Consider the following 23,253-nt stretch of genomic DNA (forward strand, 5'->3'; position numbering starts at 1 on the left):
ACCGGTCGCTCGGGACCAACTAGGTCTAAGGCGCCAGGGCGAGGTTCCCGTCATCTATGCCTAAACAGGATTTTGATTGCAGAGTGGTCGAATCCCATACACCACGATTTTGAACCCCAAATGAACGCAGAGTAGGCATATGGCCTTTTTTGCGCGAATATGAGACGGAAGCCACCCGCATCGCTACAGTGCCATCCTGAATTGTTTCCTGTTGCCACCATCAGGAGTGCTGTGACAGATGCGTTTCGGGCAACGGTCGAGGAACTGGCTGGGGAGTACAATCAGCAACTCCTGCGAGTCCAGGAGGCGTACGGGCAGCTCGACCAGCTCCAATCCGTGGCCCGCTCCAAGGACGGCATGGTGGAGGTGACGGTCGGACCGCACGGTCAGATACGTTCTCTCGACCTGGACCCGCGCGTCTACCGCAAATTATCGCCCTCCGAGCTGACCGAAGCGATCATGGAGCTGATCGCCGAGGCCACGGGGGAAGTCGCCGAGCAGACCAGGCGGCTCATGCAGCCGCTGATGCCGGATGATCTGCCGTTCGAGCAGGCTTTCGGGGAGAACGCCACACTGGAGGCGTTCCTGCCCCGTCCGGTGGATCCGTCGACGTGAGCGACCACTCCGACCAGGGGTCGGCACTGCGCGGTCAAAGCGGTGGGGCTTGAGCGCCTGTGGGGTTCGACGGGTTTCTGGTGCCCGACTGCGTCAAGCCGTACGTCGGCTGGGTCGTGGGGATGGACTGGCCAGAAGGGGACGAATCTGGCTGCTTCCGGTTAGCGGACGCCTGCGTGACCGCCGCGCACCGACTGGTCGAGGGTTCGCCGGCCGACCAGCCGTGGAGTGCCACCAAGATAGGCGCTGACTGGGAGGGCGACGCCCATCTGGCCTTCGCCAAGCATGTCTCCACCGTGGTCGGCGGCCAGGTGGCCGACCTGGTCAACCAGCTGATCAACACCGCGGTCGCGCTGAACAACATCGGCGTACAGATCCAGTACGCCAAGTACATGATCGAGATCACGGTATGGCTGCTGGTCGGCCAGATCCTCTATCTGACGGCGGCCGCTCTGGCCAGCTCCGGGGCCAGCCTGGCGCTCATCCCGCCACGCGTACAGCTCGCCCGCCTGACCGTCGCCCAGATCGCCAAGCTGGTCCTGCGCAACATCGCCATCTTCGCCGCAATCGTGGCCGCCATGGACGGCGGTGTCCAAGGGTTGCAGATGATCCAGGGGCGTAGAGACGAGATCGACCTGCGCCAGCTCGGCGTCTCCGCGCTGACCGGCGGGGCGATGGGCGGCCTCATGGGGCTCCTGTCCGGCGGCCTGACCCGCCTGGCCACCCCGGCGCTGCGCGCGGGACTCACCCGGTCGGAGCTGAGCGTGGCGGAGAAGCTGCTGGCCGCCGCCAGTTCCTCCCTGTACGGCCAGGCCGCTCAGTACGCGGTGACCGGCGGCATCACGACGGCCGGAGCCATGCTGGCAGAGGGCGACTTCAGCTGGGACCTGCTGGCCAAAGGCATCACCTCCAGCGCGCTCGGCGCGGATGGCCAGCATGTGACCACGTCCCTGCATCATGGCGGCTTCGACGGCGGCTCGTCCGCGACCAGAGGCACGTCGCCCGACGGCGGCTCGCCCTCGGCCGGAGGCCCGTCTCCTGACGGTGGCTCGCCCCCGAACAGAGGCACGACCCTGAGCCAGGTCAAGGATCACGTCGCGGAGCCCGTTCACCAGGCTCCGCCGCCGCGACCCGAAACCATCGAGCCCCGCCAGGCGACCGATCAGGGTGGTGGAGCCGCCTCCCACCAGGCGACGGATCGGGGCAGCAACGGAAGCTCACCACGCCAGGAACCCGGGCGACCTCCCGTCAGCCGGATCGAGCGACTGCTCAACCACGACGCCACTCCGGCACGGCCGGACGCCGGACCCGACCACCCCTCATCCCGAGCCGACGCCCAGGACTCCACCTCGAGCCTGGAAGGCCGGGCGAACCAACCGCCCGCTTTCCACCATGCCCCCACCGAGCGGGAACTAAAGACGATCTTCGAAAAGCGGATCGTCCCCGAGATGCTCACCGGCGCCACGCGTTCAGCGGAACCCACCATGATCGTTGTCGGCGGGCAACCGGGCGCCGGCAAATCCACCACGATCGCCCGGCTGCACGACGGATTCCACGACCGTGGCGGCGTCCTGCAAATCATCGTCGACGAGTACAAGCAGTTCTATCCCGAATACGACCGGCTACGGGCCTGGAACGACATCGCCACCAACTCCATCGTCCAGCCCATCGCCAAGAAATGGCAGTCGATGGCCTTCGACTACGCCATCGCCAACGGATACAACGTGATCGTCGAAGCCACCCTGGGCAACCCCAAGGAGGCCGCCGCCTTCATCCGCCTTTTCCAGGATCACGGCTACCGCATCGAGACGGAACTCGTCGCGACCCCCCGAGCGCAGAGCCGATTATCGATTCTCACCCGCTATCTGGACGAGAAGGTGAACGAGGGCGCCGGCCGCCTGGTGCCCGGAAAAGACCACGACGTCAGATTCTTCGGATCCGCCGAGGTCATCGGCAGCCTGGAGTCGAGCAACCCACCGGCGGTGGTCGACGCGGTCCGGATCCGGCTGCGCAGCGGCGAAGCGGTCTTCGCCAACGAACGCGGCCCCGACGGAGCCTGGACCGGGGAGACCGGCGCGCAGGAGGCCCTCCGCGCCGAACGGGAACGGCCCTGGACTGCGACCGAACGGGCCGAGTTCACCCGCCGCCTGAACAACCTGCGCGCCATGCTCGAGCACCAGCAACGAGAGCATCCCGAAGACGCCCCGACCTATGACCGCATCTCCCGCGAGGCCGACGAGGTACAGGCCATGGCCGAGCCGTGGCTCAATCACGCGGGCGCCGGAGACTACCTCCGCGACCTCCTCGGGATGACACCCGGAACCGGGGACTGGTCACCGGAGAGGTCGCTGGAGTTCGAGCGCCGGATCGGGGACGTACTCTTTCACGACCCCGAGGCCAATGCCGCCGCCGACCGTACACTCGGCCGCCTGCGAGAGGTCCTGACCGCCCTGAACCGCGAGCTTTATCCGGAACTCCCGGAAGCCCGTACCGAACAGACCTTCTTCAAGGACGACCCGAGCAGTCCGGGCCAGGTCGGCCGGGACGCGGTCTCCTTGACCGACTTACGCCGGGACGGCAACCTGCGCATGCTGATGACCGCCATCTACAACGCCGGGTTCTACGGCAAGGACGAGCTAGCTCTGCAATGGAGTCTGTTCGAGCTGCGCACCGACCCCGACTGGCGCGCCATCGCCGCCCGCGCGGGTCTGGACGTCTCCCGCCTGGAACCCGTCATGGAAGGCGAGATCAACGTCCCCAGAGACGTCTTCGAGGTCTCCACTCTGGGCACACACGCGCCGGAGGCCGGCCGCGCCGCGAGGGAGTTCGAGGAGAGCCAGGTCGCCAGATGGTCACGCACCATCGAAGATCGGGAAGCGTACCGCATGACGCCCCAGGATTTCGTGGACCGCGACATACCCATGCACGCCCTCGAAATCGCCGCGCACCAACGCCACTTGAGGTCGCAGTTCGAGGCCACGGCGGCGGAAACCGGCGCGCCGCGCGCGGAACCGGCGTCCACCGAGGACGTACGTAACCTGTTCGACGATCCGGCGGAGGAGGAGAACTGGTCACGGCTCACCGACCCGCCGCGGAATGACGACAGCACAGATCCGCAGGCCCCGCTGGAGTGGATGCTGGGCACGGCCCGTTACGGAATGCATACCGATCACCCATGGGTGCGGCAGATATCCGGTGAAAGCCATCTTCCCCTTATCGCCGGGATATCGGGGACCGCCGCCCGGCTGCATTCACTTTTCCGTTGGATACGGCCGGAGGGCGTCACTGAGGAGCACTTCACCCGCGCTCTCCTCAGCTGGATGCTCTCCACGGAAGACCACTCGATCTACGAGATCGTCCGGGGCATCGAAGTGGCATCGCCGCACTTGTTCGGCGATCCCGATATACCGTATGTCGACGCCATCGATCTCTACAGACGCATCCTTCCGCTGGAAACCCTCGCCGATATCGCCGCCGGCATGAATCCGGCCGGCAAAGACACCGCCCGATGAGAAAGGGAACCAGGGTGGATCAGTATTCGTACCGATCTCCGCGGCTTGTCGCGGAGTGTCATGCGATGCTGCTCCGGTTGTCCGGCCGGATACCGGATGGGCTGATCAGCGAGGTCAGGGATCGGCTCGTCGCCGAGGATCTGCAGAGCCTGGCCAGAACCGTCAGTCTGGCCGTGGTCGAGCGCGGCGTCCCGCTGACCGGCCACGACGCCGACCTCCTCGGCAGCCTGCTGACGGGCTCCGGCCTCGATGCCGGCCCCTTGACCAGGGTGCCGCGGCAGACAGAAGAACCCGTCCCCACGTGGGATTTCGCCCCCGCGCCACTGAGCGCGTTGCGGACCGGCCAGGACCGGATCGGGCGCTGCCTCGATCTCACCGACGACCAGGACCGGGTGATCTCGGATCAGCTGCTCGACGAACGGGACCAGGCCATGATCGAGCTGTTGGCCGGTCGGCCCGGATGCCTGGGCCTGTGGCGAGCGTGGCGGTTTCCGGGCGTCGGCTCACCGAGATCATCCGCCCGACGGATCTACCTGGTCGAGGTGACGCCCCGGACCGACCCGTCGGTGCTGGCCCTGCGCGTTCAGGTCGAGCTGAGCGAACGAGGAGAGATCCACCCTCAGGTCGAGACCTACGTCAGCGGGTCCCCCCTGCCGCTCTACCAGCGGACCGCCCGCGACTGGTCGTCGCTGCTGTGGGCTCCTGACCCGCCGCGCCCCATCCGCCGCGCGGCCGTGTACGACGCCGTCGACGCCGAGACCGGCCCCCGCTTCGACCCCGGCCATCCGCTGCTGACCGACGCGACGCTGCGTGAGCGGCTGACCGGCTATCTCATGTCGGCGACGCTGATCCGGGCGAACGGAATCCGCCGGGACGACATCCTCGACCGTTCACGCCACGCCGTCGTCCCCTGGAATTTCCGCACCGACGGGGCGTGGATCTGGTCGGAAGCCCTCCCCTACTATCTGCGCGAGCACGGCCTGGCGCCGACCGGCGACTTCCTCGACCACCTCCGCGCCACGCGCTCCCGGCCGCCCGTGCTGGACTCAGTGACGACGTTCCGCGCGAGAGCGACCCTCTGCCGCAAGCGGCCACCCACGGCATGAGGGCCTTCTCCGGACTACTGCGGCTTCAGCCGCCCACGTGTGATGGAATTATCGGTGATGATCAGATATCTCGTGATCGCCGGGCTGTTATCCCATAACCTGTTTGTGCAAGCCCCCGTACTCCACGTGATGACGTGGAATGTCTGCGCGGGCACGAACAGCAGCTGCCCGCTCTTCCGCCGCTCAACCGCCGAGATGGCCTGGCACGTCGCCGTGCTGGCGACCAAGGCGGACGTGGTCTACCTCCAGGAGTTCTGCACAGGCGCGGATGCCGACCTGGAGCGCGAACTGGAGATACGCACCGGCCGAGCGTGGAGCGTCAAGTCGGCCGGGCTCACGCACCCGGACGGCTCCTCGTACCAGTGCTACCCCGACTGGAACGGCAGGCCGCGCGGAGTGCAGAGCGTCACACTGGCCGTGGCCGCGCAGGACGCTCGTTTCGAGGTGCATGCGTTGACCTCGCCGCCGTGGAGCGCCCGCAGGTACGCGGTCTGCACGGCTGACCGGGCGTTCTGCACCTCGCACTTCTCGTCGGGCGCGGAATACGACGACAGGCAGAAGGGCGCGCCCTACCGGCGCGCCCAGCTTCGTGAGCTGTTCAAGCTCGGCCGAGGTGTAGTCGGCGGCGACCTCAACCTGGTGCCGCGCGATGCCGCCATCGCCTACAAGGGCCGCGACGAATGCGACCCACGCAACCGCTGGACCTACGTCACACGCAAGCGGAAGATTGATTACCTGTTCGCCGACGACGGCCGCATACGAGGTTGCTTCGTCGACTACGGCAGGAGTAGGTGGTCCGACCACGTTCCGATGCACGTGTGGGTGGCGCGATAGGAGCGCGGTCGCGCACGTCCTCGCGGTCGGCCCGGTCCCACTCCACGTCGATCGCTCGCAGGAAACGCAAACCAGCGCAGCAGCGCGAGCGCGTACGACCGGACGCTGCTGGTGCCGTTGCCGGGCCCGGTGCGACTGTTCTCATTCGTGACGCGTCTCTTGGACGACCTCTCGCAGGTACGTGTGCAGTTCGTCTTCTTCGCCACCGCCGAGGGCGGCCATGGCCGAGGGGAAGGCGTCGGTGAGATCGACCATGACGTCGAGCACGACCTCGTCCATGAACTCGCGGAAGGACCCGGTCCCTGTCTTGGACCGCGCGCTGTCCAGCCGCGGTTTGTTCACCATGGCCCGGGCGAGTCGGCGTAAGTCGCCCAGAGCAAGCCGCGCGTGCGGGTTCCAGGGCCGGCTCTCGTCGAAGCGTTGCTCGTCGAACTCCTCGATCTTCATCTTGATGATCGGGCGCTGTTCCGCCGTCGCGGAGATGTCAGGACGCATGACGATCCCCTCCGCGAAGTTGCCCGGAATGTCCGGCAGGCCGTGGAGGTGTGGCACTCGAGTGGGGAACCGCGGCGACAGGGCGTCGAGCTCGTGTCTGGGACCCCTGCCGAGCAGGGGCACGACGTCGAGTCCGGCAGCCGCCGCCACGGCTGCCACATCGGCATAGGGCAGCAAGAGGCCGGCGTCGTCCGGATGGTCGTGCCGGAGCACGTCGAAGAGCGCGAAACGCGGGCCCGGGCTGTACCAAACCCCGGTCTGCACCGCGCTTACCCCGGGCACCGGGTCGACGTCGGCGTGCGGATAGTGACCGCCGTACAACTCTCCATAGATGCGCACGACCGTGCCGCCCAACGACAATGCCGCTGTGGCCGCTCGCTCCAGTGCGCCGCGCAGCAGTTGCCAGCCGAAGAAGGCCTCCTGCCCGCGCAGCCATGCCTTGCGCTTGCCGATGCGGAATTCCCGGCCGTCGTAGGCGATGACGAGCTGCGCCCCGTGGATCTTCTCAGTCGCGATCCAGATGCCGCCGGCGGCGACGGCGGCGCTCGACGCAGCGGGGATCTTGGGGAAAGGCACATGACGCATGGCAGAAGTCTCAGTGTCCACCCGACGTTCCCGAAACTGTTTTTGGCCGGCGGGGTCGGGCCGGATGCGAGGGGTGAGACCGATCCAGGTGGCCGGAAAATCAGTCGACCCCGGGTACCCCCTGCGGCAGCATGGTCACGGCCGGTTGTCGGGGTTCGGGAGGGGCGGATGGCTGTGCTCGGATCGCTTCAGGGCTCCGAAGGCGTTTCATCCGTACGAAAGTCGGCGGTCCTGCTCGCGCTGCGTCACTACTGCGGTGAGCTGGTGCGCCAGTGGCGCGTCGCGGCGCTCGCGCTGACGATGCCCGCGCTCGGCAACATCTGCCTGTTCTACCTGGCGCCGCTGGCGGTAGCCGGCATTGTGGGGCAGCTGTCCGCAGGCGGCGACGGCTCCGTCGGCGCACTCCTGCCGTACGTGCTCGGCTTCGCCGGGTTGCTGCTGGCCGGTGAGGTGCTATGGCGGATCGGGCTGCATTTCCTGAACCGTACGGACGCCCGCGGCATCGAGCACCTCGGCGTGGTGGGCATGGACGAGTTGCTGACCAAGGACACCGCGTTCTTCCACAACAACTTCGCCGGATCGCTGACCAAACGGGTGCTGGGGTTCTCCTCCAGATTCGAGGACTTCGTCGACACGCTGACCTTCTCCATCATGGCCAAGGTGGTGCCGATCGTCTTCGCCTCGGTGGTGCTGTGGACGTATCACCCGCTGCTGGTCTTCGTTCTGGTGGGCCTCATCATCTTCACGGGCTTCGTCGTCGCGCCGCTCATCCGCCGCCGCCAGGCGCTGGTCGACGAGCGTGAGGCCGCCAAGGTGCGGGTCTCGGGCCACGTCGCCGACGTCCTGGCGAACATGGACACCGTACGCGCGTTCGCCGCCGAGGACCGCGAGGCCACAGAGCATCGCGTCAGGGTCGCCGAGCTGCGGAAACTCTCGCTGCGCTCCTGGGACTACGGCAACCTGCGCGTGGACACCGTGGTCGCCCCCATCTCGGTTCTCACCAGCGCCCTCGGCCTGCTGCTCGCCGTCGCGCTCCGGGGCGGGCTGGGCGTGGAGGCCGTCGTGGTGACGTTCACCTATTACTCCAACACGATCAGCGTCATGTTCGAGTTCAACCAGGTATACCGGCGCATCGAGAGCGTGCTCACCGAAGCCGCCCAGTTCACCGAGTTGCTGCTCGTACCGTCGACTGTGGTCGATCCGGCCGACCCGCAGCCGCTGCGCCGGGCGGACGCGAGCGTCCGCTTCGACCGGGTGACATTCGCGCACGGCGGTGGCTCGTCCTTGTTCGAGCGTCTGGATCTGGACATCCCCAGTGGCGCCAAGATCGGACTGGTCGGTCAGTCCGGCGGCGGCAAGACCACGCTCACCCGGCTGTTGCTGCGCCTCATGGACGTCGACGGCGGCCGGATCCTGATCGGTGGCCAGGACATCGCCCGCCTGCGGCAGGCCGATCTGCGCAGCCTCATCGCGTACGTGCCTCAGGAACCGGCCATGTTCCACCGGTCGGTGCGCGACAACATCGCCTTCGCCCGGCCGGGCGCCACCGAAGCGGAGATCATGCGGGCCGCGCGGGCGGCGCACGTCACGGAGTTCGTCGAGTCGCTGCCGAAGGGATTCGACACCCTGGTCGGCGAGCGTGGCGTCAAGCTGTCCGGCGGCCAGCGGCAACGGGTCGCCCTCGCCCGCGCCATTCTGCGCGACGCCCCGATCCTGCTGCTGGACGAGGCGACCAGCGCCCTCGACTCGGAAAGCGAGATCCTCGTCCAGGAAGCCTTGTGGGAGCTGATGCAGGACCGCACCGCGCTGGTGGTCGCGCACCGCCTGAGCACCGTCGTCCGCATGGACCGGCTCGTCGTACTGAACCAGGGCGAGATCGTGGAGCAAGGCACCCACGGCGAGCTGCTCGAGTCGGATGGCTCCTACGCCCGGCTCTGGCGTCACCAGTCCGGCGGTTTCCTAGTGGAGGACGACACTCCCGACGCGCTCCGCCGATGAAGGGTCGTCCGCGTCGTCGTCTCGCACCTGGGCGGCGGTGATGGCCACGGTGGTGACGATGTCGGCGACGGTGGCACCGCGAGACAGGTCGTTGACGGGCTTACGCAGTCCTTGCAGCACCGGTCCCACCGCGACGGCGCCGGCGCTGCGCTGGACGGCCTTGTAAAGGTTGTTGCCGGTGTTGAGGTCGGGCACCACGAAGACGGTGGCGTGGCCGGCCACCTGGCTGCCGGGCATCTTGGTCCGCGCCACCGAGGGGTCGACCGCGGCGTCGTACTGGATCGGCCCCTCCACCATCACGTCAGGACGGCGCTCGCGGACCAGCTCGGTGGCGGTGCGGACCTTGTCGACATCGGCGCCGGCACCCGAGGCACCCGTCGAGTACGAGAGCATGGCGATCTTGGGGTCGACGCCGAACAGGGCGGCGGTGCGAGCCGAGGAGATCGCGATGTCGGCGAGCTGCTCGGCACTCGGGTCGGGGTTGACCGCGCAGTCGCCGTAGACCAGCACCCGATCGGCCAGGCACATGAAGAACACGCTGGAGACCAGCCCCAGGCGCAGGATCTCGAACGCCGGCCTGATGGTGTGCGCGGTGGTGTGCGCCGCGCCCGAGACCATGCCGTCGGCCATGCCGGTATGGACCATCAGCGTGCCGAAGTAGGACACGTCGGTGACGGTGTCGCGGGCCAGCTCGGTGGTCATTCCCCGGTGCGCCCGGACCTTCGCGTACTCGCGGGCGAACCGCTCGCGCAGTCGCGCGTCGAACGGGCTGAGCACCTTGGCCTCGTCCAGATCCAGGCCGAGCTGGGCGGCCTGTACTCTGATCCGCTCCTCGTCGCCGAGCAGGGTGAGCTCGGCCACGCCGCGGCGCAGCAGGACGTCGGCCGCGCGCAGGATGCGCGGCTCCTCGCCCTCTGGCAGCACGATGTGCCGCCGCCGGGTACGTGCCCGATCCAGCAGTTCGTACTCAAACATCAGCGGCGTGACGACGTCGGTCTTGGCGATGGCCAGCCGATCGAGCAGCAGCCGGCCGTCGACGTGCTCGGCGAACAGCCGCAGCGCTGTGTCGATCTTCCCGCCGGCTTCTGGTGTGAACTGGCCCTCCACGGCCGACAAGCGGGTCGCGGTGTCGAAGGTGTCATGGTCCGTGGCGATGACCGGCAGGGGAATGGCCATGCCGCTCAGCAGCCGGTCGACCGGGGCGGGCAGATCCGTGCCACCCGTCATGATCACCGCCGACAGGGCGGGGAAGCCCGGCGCCGCGTGTGCCGCGATCAGTCCCGGGAGCAGCGCGGCGGCCCGATCGGACTGGATGATCACCGCGGCGCCCTCGGTGTAGCGGTCAAGGATGCCGGGCAGTGACATCGCGCCCACCATCAACGCGCTCGTCTCCCGGCCCAGCCCGTCGCGCTCGCCGAGGAAGAACCTGCCGTCGCAGGCATCCAGCAGGTCGGCGACGGTGGGGGCGCGCAGGGAGGGAGTCTCGGGCAGTACGAACACCGGCGTAGGGTGATCGATCGCGATGCGCTCGGCAGCCGCCCGGGTGACCACGACCGCCAGTTCCTGGGCGTGGTACTGCGCCAATTGCCGGGACGACAGCTCGACCGCGGCGCTGATCTCCGCGACCGTCCTGGCTCTCCCGCTCACCACGTTCAGCACGGGCGTTCCCAGGTCCGCGGCAAGCCTGGCGTTGAACTCGAACTCGGTCGGCGCGCCCACATCGGTGTAGTCGGTCCCGACCACGACCACCGCGTCGCATCGCCCCGCCAGCGCACGGTAACGAGCCACGATGTCACCGGCCGCACGCTCGGAGTCGGCGTGCACCTCGTCGTAGGTGACGCCGGCGTACGTCTCGTAGGGCAGGCCGAGCTGGAACCTGCTCCGGACGGTGTTGATCAGGTTGTCCTCACGGCCTGCCCGCACCACCGGACGGAACACGCCCACGGTCCCCACCTGCCGGGACAGCAGCTCCACCATGCCCAGGGCGACCGCGCCCTTGTTGCTTCCCGCCTCGCCCGCCGCGACGTACACCGCACGTGTCATGTGCACTATTGTCCGTTGGCTCCGTCTCGATCTCGGCAGCGGGCTGCGGGAACATACGCTGACTGGTCATGCGCAGCGGGGAGCCTGGCCAAAGGCCAGACCCCCTCCACCGATGTCTAGAAGTCGAACACTCCCTCTTTCACCCCACCGGCGAACGCCTTCCACTCTGGATCGGTGAACACCAGAGCAGGCCCATCGGGGTCCTTGCTGTCCCTCACCGCGACGCGTCCGGCCGACAGAGGAGCCACCTGTACGCAGTTCCCCTGGCCGTCCGAGAGAGGACTCTTCCGCCACACCGCGTTCCTGAGTTCTTCGCTCAGTGCCAGATCCATTCTTGTGCCAGCCTCTCTTCGATCAGCGCCATCGAGTCTGCCTGGGACAGCGCATCCGCCCTGATCGTCCTCGGCTGCGGGCCGTCGGCAACGGCCGCATGCTTCAAGCCTGTGAAGCACGACAGACGCCCTGTTGCTCCAGACCCGGCAAGGAGCCTGACCAAAGGCCAGACCCCCCTCCACCGGTGCCTAGAAGTCGAACACTCCCTCTTTCACCCCACCGGCGAACGCCTTCCACTCTGGATCGGTGAACACCAGAGCAGGCCCATCGGGATCCTTGCTGTCCCTCACCGCGACGCGTCCGGCCGACAGAGGAGCCACCTGTACGCAGTTCCCCTGAGCGTCCGAGAGAGGACTCTTCCGCCACACCGCGTTCCTGAGTTCTTCGCTCAGTGCCAGATCCATTCTTGTGCCAGCCTCTCTTCGATCAGCGCCATCGAGTCTGCCCGGGACAGCGCATCCGCTCTGATCGTCTGAAACCAAGCCTTCAGCATCTCCACAGACTCGAGCCGGTCCACCATGCGGCCTCCGTCAGGGGTGTCGATGAAGACGGCTTCGTCGCCATCTCCAGCGATCCGAGCGATCACGAACCCTGCCACCAGGCCACGCGTAGACATAGCGCGTAGGGGGACGATCTGAATCACTATGTTCGGACTTCTACCCATCATGAGGAGATGTTGAAGCTGATCCCGGGTGATTTCCTCGCTTCCTACCGGGCGTAGCAGTGCGCATTGGTCGAGAACGGCATATAGAAACGGAGGGTTGTCCCGGCGCAAAATGGCTTGTCGTTGCATCCGCGCCTCTACGGCTTCTTTCACCTGCTCAGGGGTTGTACCGGGCCTGCCTTGACAGACAGCTTCCGCGTACTCCCGAGTTTGGAGCAGGCCCGGAATGATCAGCCCTTCATAGGCGCACAGTTCCGTGGCCCGCTTCTCCCTGTCCAGCCACGGCAGGAAGTTGCGAAAGGTCACGTTGCTGCGAGACCTACGGGGAAGGTGTTGCACGAGATCACCTGGCGGGAGCCCCATGGCTTCCTCGCACCGGCGCGCCCTGCTCTCATCCATCCGGCGGTCGGCCCGCTCGATGTTGCCGATCTGCTGACCCGTGAGAGCGACCCGGGCCCCCAGCTGAGCCAACGTCAGTCCCGCCTCTTTGCGCCGTTTACGCAATTCAAAACCATATCGCGCTTCTGGGCTTGTTTCGGGGTCTAGATTTACCTCGATTCCCACAGCGAATCCCCCTTACGAACAACTGCGGTGAAACTCTGCAGCCGGGAAACCGTGTCGCTACAGACTTTGGCGACTACTGAGAAAAATACCGCGCCGGTGCCATTCTGGCTAGCGGTTCACCACATCCTCCACCTGTGGTGACACAGCCTGAAGAAATCCAGAGGCGAGCACAGTAGAGACAAAGTCGGTGAATAATCATGAATGCGGCACTCCACTCCCCCGCCCCATGGCACACCTTCGAAATGAAGGATCTGGATCCTCGTCTGGTCCCCGCCAGAGCGCGCGAAGCCATCACGTCGTGGGTGGGAGCGGACCACCCCCGGGCGTATGACCTTCAGACGCTCGCCACAGAGCTGGTCACCAATGCCATCAGGTACGGCCTCGGGACCATGCCTGCGGCGCGGTGGGTGCGCATGAGGCTGGAGCCCGAGAAAGGCTTCATCCGCCTGGTCGTGACCGACCCTGGACACGCCAATACCTTTCCGCGGCTCCGGCAGCCCGTGAACGACCCCGGGCCCGACGACGAGGACGCGGCGATCGAGTTCGGCCGTGGGCTGCACGTAGTGCACGAGATCACCAACGGCTCGTGGGGTCACTACTACAACACCCAGAACGAGCAGGTTGTTTGGGCTCTGGTGTCCCGCCGCTAGGCATCCCCACGGTCGGCAAGAAGGTGCCTCTGTCTGCCGTGGGAGGGAGCAACCTTCCCGCCCCTTCCATTGGGGGCTACCTGGGCAGATCCAGGTGGTCTCGGGTCGTCCCAGGTATGCCCAAGCACACCTACTTCAGGAGAAATGCGGCCTTGCTAGTCCTCATCCTCGTCCCAGTCCTCATCGTCCTCCCAGTCCTCATCGTCGGTCAGCCAGTCGGGCTTTGTGATGAGGGGGTTGCCGTCCACACGAAGCTCTGTGGGGGTGAGCTGGTCCAGCCACTCGGGCAAGACGGTGATCATGTTGTCGCTCAGGTCAAGCCCGTCGAGCGCCGTGAGGCTGCTTAGCCGTTCAGGTAGCTCGGTGAGATCGTTACCGCTCAGGTCGAGCTCGATGAGGGCAGTGAGGTTGCCCAACGTGTCAGGCACCGTGACGAGCTGATTGTCGCCCAGACTGAGGTCAGCGAGGTTGGTGAGGTTGCCGATGCTGTCAGGCACCGTGGTGAGCTTGTTGACCGCCAGGCTGAGCGTGATGAGCTTGGTGAGGTTGCCAATGGCGTCGGGCACCACGACGAGCTCGTTGGCCGCCACGTTGAGCCCGACAAGGTTGGTGAGGTTGCCTAAAGTGTCAGGTAGCGCATTGAGGCTGTTGTGCGGCAGCCTAAGGCCGGTGAGGTTGATGAGGTCGCCGAACGAGTCAGGCACCGTGACGAGCTGATTGCCATACAGGTTGAGTGTGGTGAGGTTGGCGAGCCGGCCGAACATTTCCGGCAAGACAGCGAGCTCGTTGTGCGACAGCTCAAGCTCGGTGAGGCCGGCGAGGTCGCCGAACGAATCAGGCAGCATGGTTAGCCGATTACGGTCCAGCTTGAGCGTGGTGAGGCTGGTGAGCCCGCCGAACGAATCAGGCAGCATGGTCAGCTGGTTACCGTCCAGCTTGAGCGTGGTGAGGGCGGCGAGCCGGCCGAACGTATCCGGCAGCATGGTGAGCTTGTTCTGCGACAGCTCAAGCTGGGTGAGGTTGATGATCCCGCCGAACGAATCAGGCAGCATCTCCAGCTGATTGTTGTTCAGCTCCAGCTCGGTAAGGTTGGTCAAACTGCCCAGCCATTCGGGCAGGACACTGAGCCGGTTGCCGAAAAGATCGAGCTTGGTGAGACCGGTGAGCCTGGACAACCCGTCCGGCAAGACGGTGAGGTCGTTGCGCTGAAGGTCGAGTTCGGTGAGGTTGCTCAGCGTATCCGGCAGCGCGCGAATCCGATTGCCCGAAAGATGGAGCTTGGTGAGATTGGTGAGATTGGACAATCCGGCCGGCAAGGTAGTGAGCTCGTTGTCCGACAGGTCGAGTTCGGTGAGGTTGCTCAACGTATCCGGTAGCGCGGTGATCCGATTGGCGCTCAGGTACAGTTTCGTGAGATTGATGAGGCTGCCGAACGTGTCGGGCAGGACAGTGACCCGGTTATAAGCCAGGTACAAAGTCGTGAGGTTGGTGAGATTGCCCAACGAATCCGGCAGCTGACGCAACTGGTTGAGGCTTAAGTCGAGCTCACCGAGGTTGGTCAGGTTGCCCAGCGTTTCTGGCAACACCTTGATCGGATTGCCGCCCAGGGTGAGCTTGGTGAGGTTGGTGAGCCTGCCGAATGTGTCCGGCACGGCGCCGAGCTTGTTGTGCCACAGGTTGAGCTCGGCGAGGTCGGTGAGGTCGCCCAACGTGTCGGGCAGAGCGGCGATGTTGTTGAAGGCCAGGTCGAGGACTGTGAGGTTGGACAGCTCGTTCAGCCACTCGGGCACGCGGGTGATCCTGTTGTCGCGTAGCTTGAGCACAGTGAGATTGGTCAGGCCACGCAGCCACTTGGGAAAGCCGGTTAGCCGATTACCACCTGGAAAAAGCTCAAGCGTCGTGAGGTTGGTGAGGTTGCCCAAGGTGTCAGGCAATCCGGCGAGCCTGCTTCCCGACACCCTGAGGTCGGTGAGCTCATTGAGGTTGCCCAACCACCTGGGTAATTCAGTGAGCCGATTACCTTTCAGGTTGAGCTTGGTAAGTCCGGTGAGGTCGCCCAGCGCCTCAGGCAAGATATCAAGACCGAAGTCAGAAAGGTCCAATTCAGTAGCGCCGCTATCCAGCGCTGCGGCAATCCGCCCGTCAACCTCTGAAGGCACTCCAGCCCACCTCATTTCGATGTCTTGCCATCAAGTTCCATGCGTCCGATAAAGCGGCAATTGGACGATGATCGACAGACAATATCGCGTGATCGTCCATCGGTCGCGTAAGAACCGCCTCGGGCGTGGTGGCGCTCCGACGGTCATGCCGAGGGTGCCGGTTCCACGGGCCGGTGCGGGTGCCGCTGTCAGGGGTGCCCGCCAGAGTGGATGCTCAGGCAGGGGCCGCAGCACGACCACACGCAGCCCAGGCTCGCGCCGACGCACGACGTCCCCAGCCCAAGACCGGCAGGATCGGCGCCAAACCGAAGTCGCGGGTCCAAACGCCTGGTGGCGGCCGAGGGGGCGCGGTGCGCATGTCCATTACAGAACTGTTGAAGTATCGCGCTCTGCCCGTTCTTATCTGGATAAATTAGGCCGGGCGAATTCCGGGGAGGTGGGCGTGCACAGCCAGCGCGACCTCTACCAGGCGTACCGGCTCACGGTCCAGCGCATCGGCCTGGCCCTGATGCGAGCCCAGCCGAACCAGCCCGAGTGGCCGCTGCGCCGCCAGAACATCGGCTTCATGGCCGGGGCCATGGTCGCCGTGTTGCTGGGTGTCGGGTTCGCGGTCGTCGGGCTGCTCCGGCCCAGCGGCACCAAGGCGCTGCGGGACCCTGGGACGCTGATCATCGAGCGCGAGACCGGCGCCCGCTACGTCTACAGCCAGCCCCAGCGCAGGCTGATCCCGGTGGCCAACTACGCCTCGGCCCGGCTCGTGCTCGACTCGCCGCAGATCACCGAGCGCGTGGTCGCCAGGGAGGCGCTGAGCTCGTACGAGCGCGGCACGCCGGTCGGCATCCCGGGGGCGCCCGACTCGCTGCCGGCCGCCGATCGGCTCGCCTCCGGCCCCTGGTCGGTCTGCGTACAGGAGCGCGAGAGCGACACGGGGCGCAAGCCGTACGTGACGCTGATCGCCGGGCGGCAGGTCGGCGACCGGCCGCTCGCCGAGGACAGCGCGATGCTCGTGGACGTCGGCGGGCAGACCTGGGCGATCTGGCGCGGCGCGCGGATGCGCGTGCCCGCCGGGATCGCGCGTGGCCTGAGCGGCACCGACCCGGCGGCCGTGCCCGTGGCCTGGCTGAACGCGCTTCCGGAAGGGCCCGACCTGGCCGCGCCGGCGATCGAGGGGCGGGGCCGGCCGGTGACCGGGCCCGGTGGTGAGAAGGCCGCCGTGGGGCAGGTCTTCCGGGCCACGGCCGTCGCCGGGGGCGAGCCGCGCTGGTACGTGCAGCTGGCCGACGGCTTGGCGCCCGTCACGCGTGCGCAGGCGACGCTCCTGCTGAGCGACCCGGCGGCGTACAGCGGCGGCACGACCGCCGAGGTCAAGATCGACGCGGCGACGGCCAACGCCGCCCCGCGCTCCCGCACCAAGCTCCCGGCCGACGGCCTGCCCGCGTCGATGCCGAAGATGACGGCCTATGACCCGGCGAGCCCGCTCTGCGCGGTCTACGCCGACGCCGCCAAGGGCTCGGCCCGCGCCCGGCTCATGTCGGGCGGCATGCTGCCCGCGCCACGCGGCGACGCCACGGATCTGGTACGTCTGCCGCCGGGCCGGGCAATCGTCGCCGGTGTCCTGCCCGGTGACGGCCAGCTCGACGCGGTGCAGTCGTACTACCTGGTGACGGACGAGGGACGGCGCTACGCCGTGCCGAACGCGGACGTGCTGGGCAAGCTGGGGTACGACGCCAAGCGCGCCACCCCGGTGCCCGCCAACGTGCTGCAGCTCATCCCCGAAGGGCCGGTGCTGGACCCGGCGCGGGCCGCCAAGCCGGTGGCCGCCTCCTCGTCGACTCAATAATCGCGGCAGTCCCGGTGATGCCGGTGGCCACCGGCTCACCAGCTCAGTAGCCCCGGGTCGGCTCAGTAACCCCGGTAGCCGCCGCCGGTCTTCGTGCCGACGACGCCGGGCACGTTCGAGACCGAGCCGTAGCGCTCGATGGCGTAGCGGACCCCGGCGATGATGTTGTCGACCGGGTTGTAGATGTTCTCGTGCCCCGGCAGCTTCCACCGGTTGAACGTGGGGTCGATCGTCTGCATGAGTCCCTTGGACGGCGTGCCCTTGGCGGCGTTGGAGTCCCAGTTGTTGATCGCGTTGGGGTTGCCGCCCGACTCGTGGCGGATGATGGTCCAGATGTCGTTGGCGTTCATCTTCTCGACCGGGTAGCCCTGCGCCTTGAGGACGTTGACGGCCTGCGTGATCCAGTCGGCCACCTGTCCCTGCGGGGCCGGTCCACCACCCGCCGGGGGCGGACCACTCGGCCCATATCCGCCAAAACCCGGCAGACTGGGCGAATGGCCCCTCGGCCCGCTCGCCTCGGCGAGGGTCGTCGCGCCGTTCTGTTGCCGCGACGGGGTCCAGTCCAGGGCCTTCCCCGGCCCCGGGGCGAAGGGCTCCGTGTCCGGCTCCGGCCAGTTCTCGGTGGATCTGCCCAGCCCGCCCAGCAGGCCCCGGATGCCGGTCGCGGCCGTGCCCAGAGCGTTGTTCGCGGTCGTCCGCTGCTCTTCCAGTTGCTTGCGGGCGTCGCCGACCAGCCCCTGCACGCCTTGCAGGATCTGGTCCTGCGTCGCCTGCGGGTTCCTGGCCTGGAAGTCGCGTACGGCGGCGGCGTAGTTCTGGCAGATCCCGTTCGCCGTGGACTCGGCCGTCCGCAGGGCCTCGGCGGCGGTGGCCAGGTGCGTGGCGCACTGTAACAGCACGCTCTGCAGCGTGTCGCCGATCTTCCCGGCCCGGTCCATGTACGTGACGAACGCGTCGGCGCTCGCCCCCTGCCATGCGGCGTCCAGATCGCCGACGGCCGACCTGACCGCGGCGGTCTGGCCCCGGCCGGTGTCGGCCGCCGCCTGCCACGCACCGACGACACGACCCACAGCGCCGGGGTCGCCCACCACCGTCGCGGCCAGCGTGGCCAGCTCGGCCCCGCCGGGGACGCCCCGCACGTCGTCGATGGCGCTCACCGGCGCACCGCGGCCCCGTCGGCGTCCGTGAACGTCCGCTCCACGGCGTCCAACGCCTGCTCCACCGCCTGGAGATGGCCGCCGAGCGTCCGGGAGGTGGTCCCGGCGGCCGCGTTCAGCTCGCTCACCGCCGCGGCCAGCGCTCCGGAGTTGTCGAGGCGGCCGAAGGCGGCCTGGTCGATCGCCGCGCCGGACACCGACCCGGCGACCTCGGCGAAGGCGCCGGACGCGTTCTTCGCCGCCGTTCCGCACCCGTCGAGCGCTTCACGGTGATATTTCAGGACCACAGCAGATCTCCTCGGTCGGAACTCAGCCCTCTCGACGTCGCAAGCGCAGGCGTCTCAGGGTCAGCCCTCTCAGCGGCGGAAGAGCGACAGCAGTTCCTCCGCCCGGTCGGTGCGGGCGATCCAGACCTCGCGTCCCCGCCGCTCCCTGCTGATCAGCCGCGCGGCGTGCAGCCGGTCGCAGTGATAGGTGATCCCGCTGGGCGCGATCTTGACGTTGGAGGCCAGCATGCTCATCGTCATAGGCTGGTCCAGCTGGCAGAGCAGTTCGGCGCGCACCGGGCCGACCAGGGCGGACAGCTCGTCCACGGCGGGCGCGACGGGCCGGCGCCACAGCGACTCTGCGCCGGGGACGGGGTAGGCGATCCACACCGCGTCGGGATGGTCCAGGCTGACGATCACGGCGTCCTTGCCGGCCAGCATCGGCACCAGGATGATCCGCCGGTTGCCCAGCTCGTACGTGCTGGCCTCGATGTCGGCGATCAGCAGGCCGCGCTCGCCGTACCGGATGCGGTCGTTCAGTGCGCCCAGCAGCAGCTCGGGGCCGCCGCGGACGGAGGTGATGCCGACGCGCTCGATCTCCCGGTCGAGCAGCGGCCGCGCCCGCTGCCATAGCGGCTCGGTGGTGTGCCAGACGTCGTTGAGCGCGGTGGCGTACCCGCGCAGCCAGCGGCCGGGCCGCTCGGCGGCGGCCCTCCAGTGCGTCGGCAGCGATCCGTCGCCGAACGCCTGCTCCAGGTCCTTGATCAAAGACTCGGGCGGTATGTCGCTCAGCGCGCTCACCTGGGCCGCCACGGACATGTCGTCCATGGGGGTGATCGGCGCGACGCTGTCGGGCACGACGGAGTAGCCGGGAGCGGCGAGCGGAAGAACCGCCTCGCGTCCCAGCGGGCTCACCCTCGACTGGACCGCGCGCCGCCACAGCTCGGGCAGGCCGCGCCGGCGGCCGGCCAGCGCGTCGGCGATCATGGCGAGAGCGGTCAGGTTCGGAGAGATCGACACGGACAGCTGAGGAGCGGAGGTCACTCGTAGCTCGCTCCACACGTTCGTTCTGATTACCGGAGCCCCCACGGGTCGTACTGTAGGCAAAGCTGACATATCTGGATCGATGCTTCAAATAAGCTCGAAAGATCCGTTGGCACAGGTCGCATGAGGTGGGGGCCGGACCTGCACCTTCCGGCCCCCACCGGCTATGTGGTCACCCTCATGCTCAGGTGATGCGGACGCTCTTGGTCGTCAGTCGCATTGGATGCGCTCCGTTCAGGAAGTTCCGCCTGTGCTTGGTGCATAAGGAACGTAAGCCTCAACGCTCACATCTGACTTACAAGTCACTTACAGCCCCACGAGCGGCCCCAGGTAGATGATCATCACCCTCGGCCCCGCGAGCGCCAGATGTCCTGTTCCGTCACGAACATCCCTTGACATCGCGGATGTAACGAGTTAGCTTCCTCGAAACCCAGGATTAACGTTCACGTGAACGTTCATCCTGGCGGCTGAAAGCGTCTACGGAAGGACGTCTTGGGCGTGGAGACGACTCATGATCCGGCCGGGGACCTGCGTCGCGCGTTGATCGCGGCGGACCCCAGACTCTCGAAGTTCAACCCCCTCCCCCGCATACTCGCCTTCGACGAGTTCAACACCGGAACGCACGGCTGGACCGAACTCATCGGCAACCACGACGGCTACGGGAATCTCGACAAGGTCGACGTCCACATGCGCGACTTCCGGCCGCCGCAGCTCAGCTCATGCGATTTCTTCGACATCGGCACCCACGGCGCGATGAGCGGCAACTACGCGCTGAAGGTGGCGACCAGGCCGGTGACGGGTCACACCGCAGTGGCGATCCGCCGGCTGACCATGGCCCAGCGTGGGGTGGTGCAGTTCGAGACGTACTTCACCTACAAGAGCGAGGCGGCGACCGCGGAGACCTCGCTCGGCGACACCTTCGGCGACGTGGCCTGGGACGGGAACCTGCACCCGTCGGAAGCCCAGTTCGGCGCGTTCACGGTGGCCACGGACCTGTGCGACGGCGAGGGCATCCGCTACCACTGCGTCGCGCGCTACCAGAACACCGACCTGAACAACAAGCTCACCCGGCGCTGGGTCTACCCGGTGGTGCCCGAGCCGACGCCCAGGGACAACCTGCACAACCAGGAGAACCTCTCCCCCACCGAGGACTTCACGGCGCCCAACCCGGACGACTGGCACGCCTTCGACGAGGATCCCCAGAACCTCTGTTACAACGAGGTCCCGACCAAGGTGAATTGGCATTATCTGCGCTGGCAGTTCGACACGCGTACCCGGACGAACATCGAGCTCCAGGTCAATGACCGGGTCATGGACATGCGCCGGATCCCGGTGCCGCAGTATCCGGACAAATACGAGGGCCTGGAGAACCTGCTCAACTTCTATGTGAGCGTGCGCACCCATTCTCCGGTCCGCAACTTTCTCTTCCTCGATTCCGCACTGATTTCCGTGGATTGGTGACACCGGCATGAAGCACGCTCTTACCGCGGTTCTGGAGCGGAACACCACGTTCACCGACGACTTCACGACCGAGCCGTACGAGGCCGGCTGGGCGACCGAGGCGCGCTGGTTCGTACGGACCCTGGGCCTGGAAGGCGAGCTGCACCTGGTCACCCAGGTCTCCCCCGACGGGCTGCACTGGTGCGACGACGACGAGACCCCCGAGCAGGTGGTCACCGAGCCGGGCCAGGTGACCTGGCGGGTCCGGGAGTTCGGTCACTGGCTGCGGCTGCGGGCCCACCTCACCGGGGGCGATCCCCAGGCGAAGATCCTCGTCTACCTGGCACTGAAGAGCTGACGGGAGCAACCGACATGGCAGCAATGGACGAGGTGGACAGGCGCCGGTTCCTGTCCCTCCTCGGGGCCGGGGTCGCCGGGGTCGCCGGCGTCTCCCTTCCCGGCCTGGTCGCGGGGTGCGCGCCCGGCGGCGCCGGGGCCGGATCGGCGTCGGGCAAGAGCCGCCCGCTCAGCGCCGCGTTCAACCAGCCGATCAACGACCTGGACCCGCACGGCGCGAGCGCGGTGGACGAGGCGTCGCTGCTGGCCAACCGGCAGATCTACGACACGCTCGTCACCAGGAACGGGACGGAGCTGGCCCCGAAGCTGGCCAAGTCCTGGACCCAGCCCGACGACAAGACCTGGGAGTTCACCCTCCGCGACGACGTCACCTTCCACGACGGCACGAAGCTCACCTCGGCCGACGTGAAGGCGTCGCTGGAGCGGCTGGCCAAGTCCGACGGCCCGCAGAAGCCGCTGTGGACCGCGATCGACACCGTGGAAGCGCCCGACCCGCACACCATCAGGATCACCACCACCGATCCGCTCGGCACCCTGCCGACGAACCTCACGCTCGCCTTCATCCTCCCCGCCGCCCAGCTGGGCAAGGCCGACTTCTTCCGCAAGCCGATCGGCAGCGGCCCGTTCGCCGTCGAGTCGTTCACCCCGTCGTCCCAGTTGCTGCTCAAGCCGGTCACGAACTACTGGGGCGGCGCCCCCACGCTGCGCGGCCTGCGCCTGCCGTACATCCCGGAGACCTCGACCCGGATGACCTCGCTGCAGAACGGCGAGGTGGACGTCACCTGGATCATCCCGCCGGACGAGCTGAAGCGGCTGGCCGGCGTGGACGGCGTGCGCGTCGAGAGCAAGCCGGGCGTGAACTACTTCCTCGCCTGGTTCAACTGCGGCCGCAAGCCGTTCTCGGACGCGCGGGTCCGCCGCGCGCTCTACCACGCGCTCGACATCAAGGGCATCGTCGCGAGCCTGTACGGCGAGGCGGCTACGGTCATGGACGCGCCGATCCCGGCCGCGGTGTTCGGCCACGCGAGCCAGCAGCCCTACCCGTACGACCCGGAGCTGGCCAAGCGAGAGCTGGCGGAGGCCGGCTACGCCTCGGGGATCCGTACCTCGATGATGTGGTTCAAGGACACCGGCCCGCTGGCCACCGAGCTGGCGCAGTCGCTCATCTCGGCCTGGGCCAAGGTGGGCGTCATCGTGGAGCAGCAGCAGATCGAGAAGGCGGCCTGGATCAAGCGGCTGACGGCCCTCGACTGGGACATCGAGCTCCAGGTCAACACGGTCACGACCGGCGACGCCGACTACACCCTGGGCCGGCTCTACACCAGCACGGCCAACCGCATGGGCTACGCGAACAAGGAGCTCGACGCCATCCTCGCCGAGGCCCGCTCGACCGCCGACCAGGACAAGCGGAAGTCGCTCTACGGCCAGGCGTGCGAGATCATCTGGCGGGACGCGGTCGGCGTCTTCCCCGCGGCACTGTCCAGCACGTACGGGCTGCGCTCCACGGTCAGGGGCTTCACCCCGGCGGCCAACAGCCAGCCCGAGTTCCGCACGGTGTCGACCGCGGAGTGATGCCCGTGCACCTCCATCG

19 protein-coding genes are annotated in these 23,253 nt (G+C 67.2%); 10 read left to right on the plus strand and 9 right to left on the minus strand.

What is annotated here, in order from left to right; all coding sequences use genetic code 11:
* Nucleotides 1–231: 231 nt before the first annotated feature.
* From ACQP2T_RS50350 to ACQP2T_RS50365, 4 genes are all read left to right on the plus strand, one after another.
* On the plus strand, nt 232–615 hold the full coding sequence (locus tag ACQP2T_RS50350; RefSeq protein ID WP_433511909.1) for a YbaB/EbfC family nucleoid-associated protein: 384 nt from the start codon (nt 232–234) through the stop codon (nt 613–615).
* Between the two features lie 59 nt (nt 616–674).
* Complete coding sequence (locus ACQP2T_RS50355; RefSeq protein ID WP_433511910.1) at nt 675–4,127, plus strand: zeta toxin family protein; 3,453 nt, start codon at nt 675–677, stop codon at nt 4,125–4,127.
* Between the two features lie 65 nt (nt 4,128–4,192).
* Complete coding sequence (locus tag ACQP2T_RS50360; protein WP_433511911.1) at nt 4,193–5,233, plus strand: hypothetical protein; 1,041 nt, start codon at nt 4,193–4,195, stop codon at nt 5,231–5,233.
* Between the two features lie 129 nt (nt 5,234–5,362).
* Entirely contained in the window at nt 5,363–6,067 is a 705-nt protein-coding gene (locus ACQP2T_RS50365; RefSeq protein ID WP_433511912.1) for an endonuclease/exonuclease/phosphatase family protein, read from the plus strand.
* Between the two features lie 141 nt (nt 6,068–6,208).
* Here ACQP2T_RS50365 and ACQP2T_RS50370 read toward each other — a convergent pair whose 3' ends face one another.
* Nucleotides 6,209–7,147 carry an RNA ligase family protein gene (locus tag ACQP2T_RS50370; protein WP_433511913.1) on the minus strand — a complete coding sequence of 313 codons (939 nt, stop codon included), beginning with the start codon at nt 7,145–7,147 and terminating at the stop codon, nt 6,209–6,211.
* 168 nt (nt 7,148–7,315) lie between these two features.
* On the opposite strand from ACQP2T_RS50370, the gene ACQP2T_RS50375 reads away from it, so the two are divergent.
* Nucleotides 7,316–9,145 carry an ABC transporter ATP-binding protein gene (locus ACQP2T_RS50375; RefSeq protein WP_433511914.1) on the plus strand — a complete coding sequence of 610 codons (1,830 nt, stop codon included), beginning with the start codon at nt 7,316–7,318 and terminating at the stop codon, nt 9,143–9,145.
* On the opposite strand, the gene pta is transcribed toward ACQP2T_RS50375, so the two are convergent.
* The 4 genes from pta to ACQP2T_RS50395 form a co-directional block, all read right to left on the minus strand.
* Nucleotides 9,107–11,188, minus strand: coding sequence for a phosphate acetyltransferase (gene pta / locus ACQP2T_RS50380; protein WP_433511915.1), 2,082 nt, complete (start codon nt 11,186–11,188; stop codon nt 9,107–9,109). The two genes, ACQP2T_RS50375 and pta, sit on opposite strands and share 39 nt — an antisense overlap.
* A 116-nt stretch (nt 11,189–11,304) precedes the next feature.
* A complete protein-coding gene (locus ACQP2T_RS50385; RefSeq protein WP_433511916.1) occupies nt 11,305–11,436 on the minus strand; it encodes a DUF397 domain-containing protein in 132 nt (43 codons plus the stop codon).
* Between the two features lie 273 nt (nt 11,437–11,709).
* Complete coding sequence (locus ACQP2T_RS50390) at nt 11,710–11,925, minus strand: DUF397 domain-containing protein (RefSeq protein WP_358536576.1); 216 nt, start codon at nt 11,923–11,925, stop codon at nt 11,710–11,712.
* Nucleotides 11,910–12,749 (minus strand): helix-turn-helix domain-containing protein, encoded by an 840-nt coding sequence (locus ACQP2T_RS50395; protein WP_433511917.1) that lies wholly within the window; start codon nt 12,747–12,749, stop codon nt 11,910–11,912. Before ACQP2T_RS50395 ends, ACQP2T_RS50390 begins: the two co-directional genes overlap by 16 nt.
* Nucleotides 12,750–12,991: 242 nt before the next feature.
* Between ACQP2T_RS50395 and ACQP2T_RS50400 the strand changes: the two genes are divergently transcribed.
* Entirely contained in the window at nt 12,992–13,399 is a 408-nt protein-coding gene (locus ACQP2T_RS50400; protein ID WP_433511918.1) for an ATP-binding protein, read from the plus strand.
* A 155-nt stretch (nt 13,400–13,554) separates the two neighbouring features.
* On the opposite strand, the gene ACQP2T_RS50405 is transcribed toward ACQP2T_RS50400, so the two are convergent.
* Entirely contained in the window at nt 13,555–15,558 is a 2,004-nt protein-coding gene (locus ACQP2T_RS50405; protein ID WP_433511919.1) for a leucine-rich repeat domain-containing protein, read from the minus strand.
* 442 nt (nt 15,559–16,000) lie between these two features.
* On the opposite strand from ACQP2T_RS50405, the gene eccB reads away from it, so the two are divergent.
* On the plus strand, nt 16,001–17,398 hold the full coding sequence (gene eccB / locus ACQP2T_RS50410; RefSeq protein WP_433511920.1) for a type VII secretion protein EccB: 1,398 nt from the start codon (nt 16,001–16,003) through the stop codon (nt 17,396–17,398).
* 62 nt (nt 17,399–17,460) lie between these two features.
* Here eccB and ACQP2T_RS50415 read toward each other — a convergent pair whose 3' ends face one another.
* The 3 genes from ACQP2T_RS50415 to ACQP2T_RS50425 all read right to left on the minus strand — a co-directional run bounded on the left by ACQP2T_RS50415 (nt 17,461) and on the right by ACQP2T_RS50425 (nt 19,910).
* The gene (locus ACQP2T_RS50415; protein WP_433511921.1) at nt 17,461–18,555 is read right to left on the minus strand and encodes a transglycosylase SLT domain-containing protein; all 1,095 of its coding nucleotides are present in this window, start codon (nt 18,553–18,555) and stop codon (nt 17,461–17,463) included.
* Nucleotides 18,552–18,842 carry a hypothetical protein gene (locus tag ACQP2T_RS50420; RefSeq protein ID WP_363997234.1) on the minus strand — a complete coding sequence of 97 codons (291 nt, stop codon included), beginning with the start codon at nt 18,840–18,842 and terminating at the stop codon, nt 18,552–18,554. Before ACQP2T_RS50420 ends, ACQP2T_RS50415 begins: the two co-directional genes overlap by 4 nt.
* 69 nt (nt 18,843–18,911) lie before the next feature.
* Nucleotides 18,912–19,910 carry an ArsR/SmtB family transcription factor gene (locus ACQP2T_RS50425; RefSeq protein ID WP_433511922.1) on the minus strand — a complete coding sequence of 333 codons (999 nt, stop codon included), beginning with the start codon at nt 19,908–19,910 and terminating at the stop codon, nt 18,912–18,914.
* A 453-nt stretch (nt 19,911–20,363) separates the two neighbouring features.
* On the opposite strand from ACQP2T_RS50425, the gene ACQP2T_RS50430 reads away from it, so the two are divergent.
* The 3 genes from ACQP2T_RS50430 to ACQP2T_RS50440 are packed head-to-tail and all read left to right on the plus strand — an operon-like array spanning nt 20,364 to nt 23,234.
* Nucleotides 20,364–21,326: a DUF6772 family protein gene (locus tag ACQP2T_RS50430; RefSeq protein WP_433511923.1), complete on the plus strand. Its 963-nt coding sequence runs from the start codon at nt 20,364–20,366 to the stop codon at nt 21,324–21,326.
* Nucleotides 21,327–21,333: 7 nt separating this feature from the next.
* Nucleotides 21,334–21,663, plus strand: coding sequence for a hypothetical protein (locus ACQP2T_RS50435; RefSeq protein WP_433511924.1), 330 nt, complete (start codon nt 21,334–21,336; stop codon nt 21,661–21,663).
* A 14-nt stretch (nt 21,664–21,677) separates the two neighbouring features.
* Nucleotides 21,678–23,234, plus strand: coding sequence for an ABC transporter substrate-binding protein (locus ACQP2T_RS50440; RefSeq protein WP_433511925.1), 1,557 nt, complete (start codon nt 21,678–21,680; stop codon nt 23,232–23,234).
* The last annotated feature ends 19 nt before the right edge of the window (nt 23,235–23,253 follow it).

It is taken from the genome of Nonomuraea sp. CA-143628, from assembly GCF_050942315.1.
Classification (GTDB): domain Bacteria; phylum Actinomycetota; class Actinomycetes; order Streptosporangiales; family Streptosporangiaceae; genus Nonomuraea.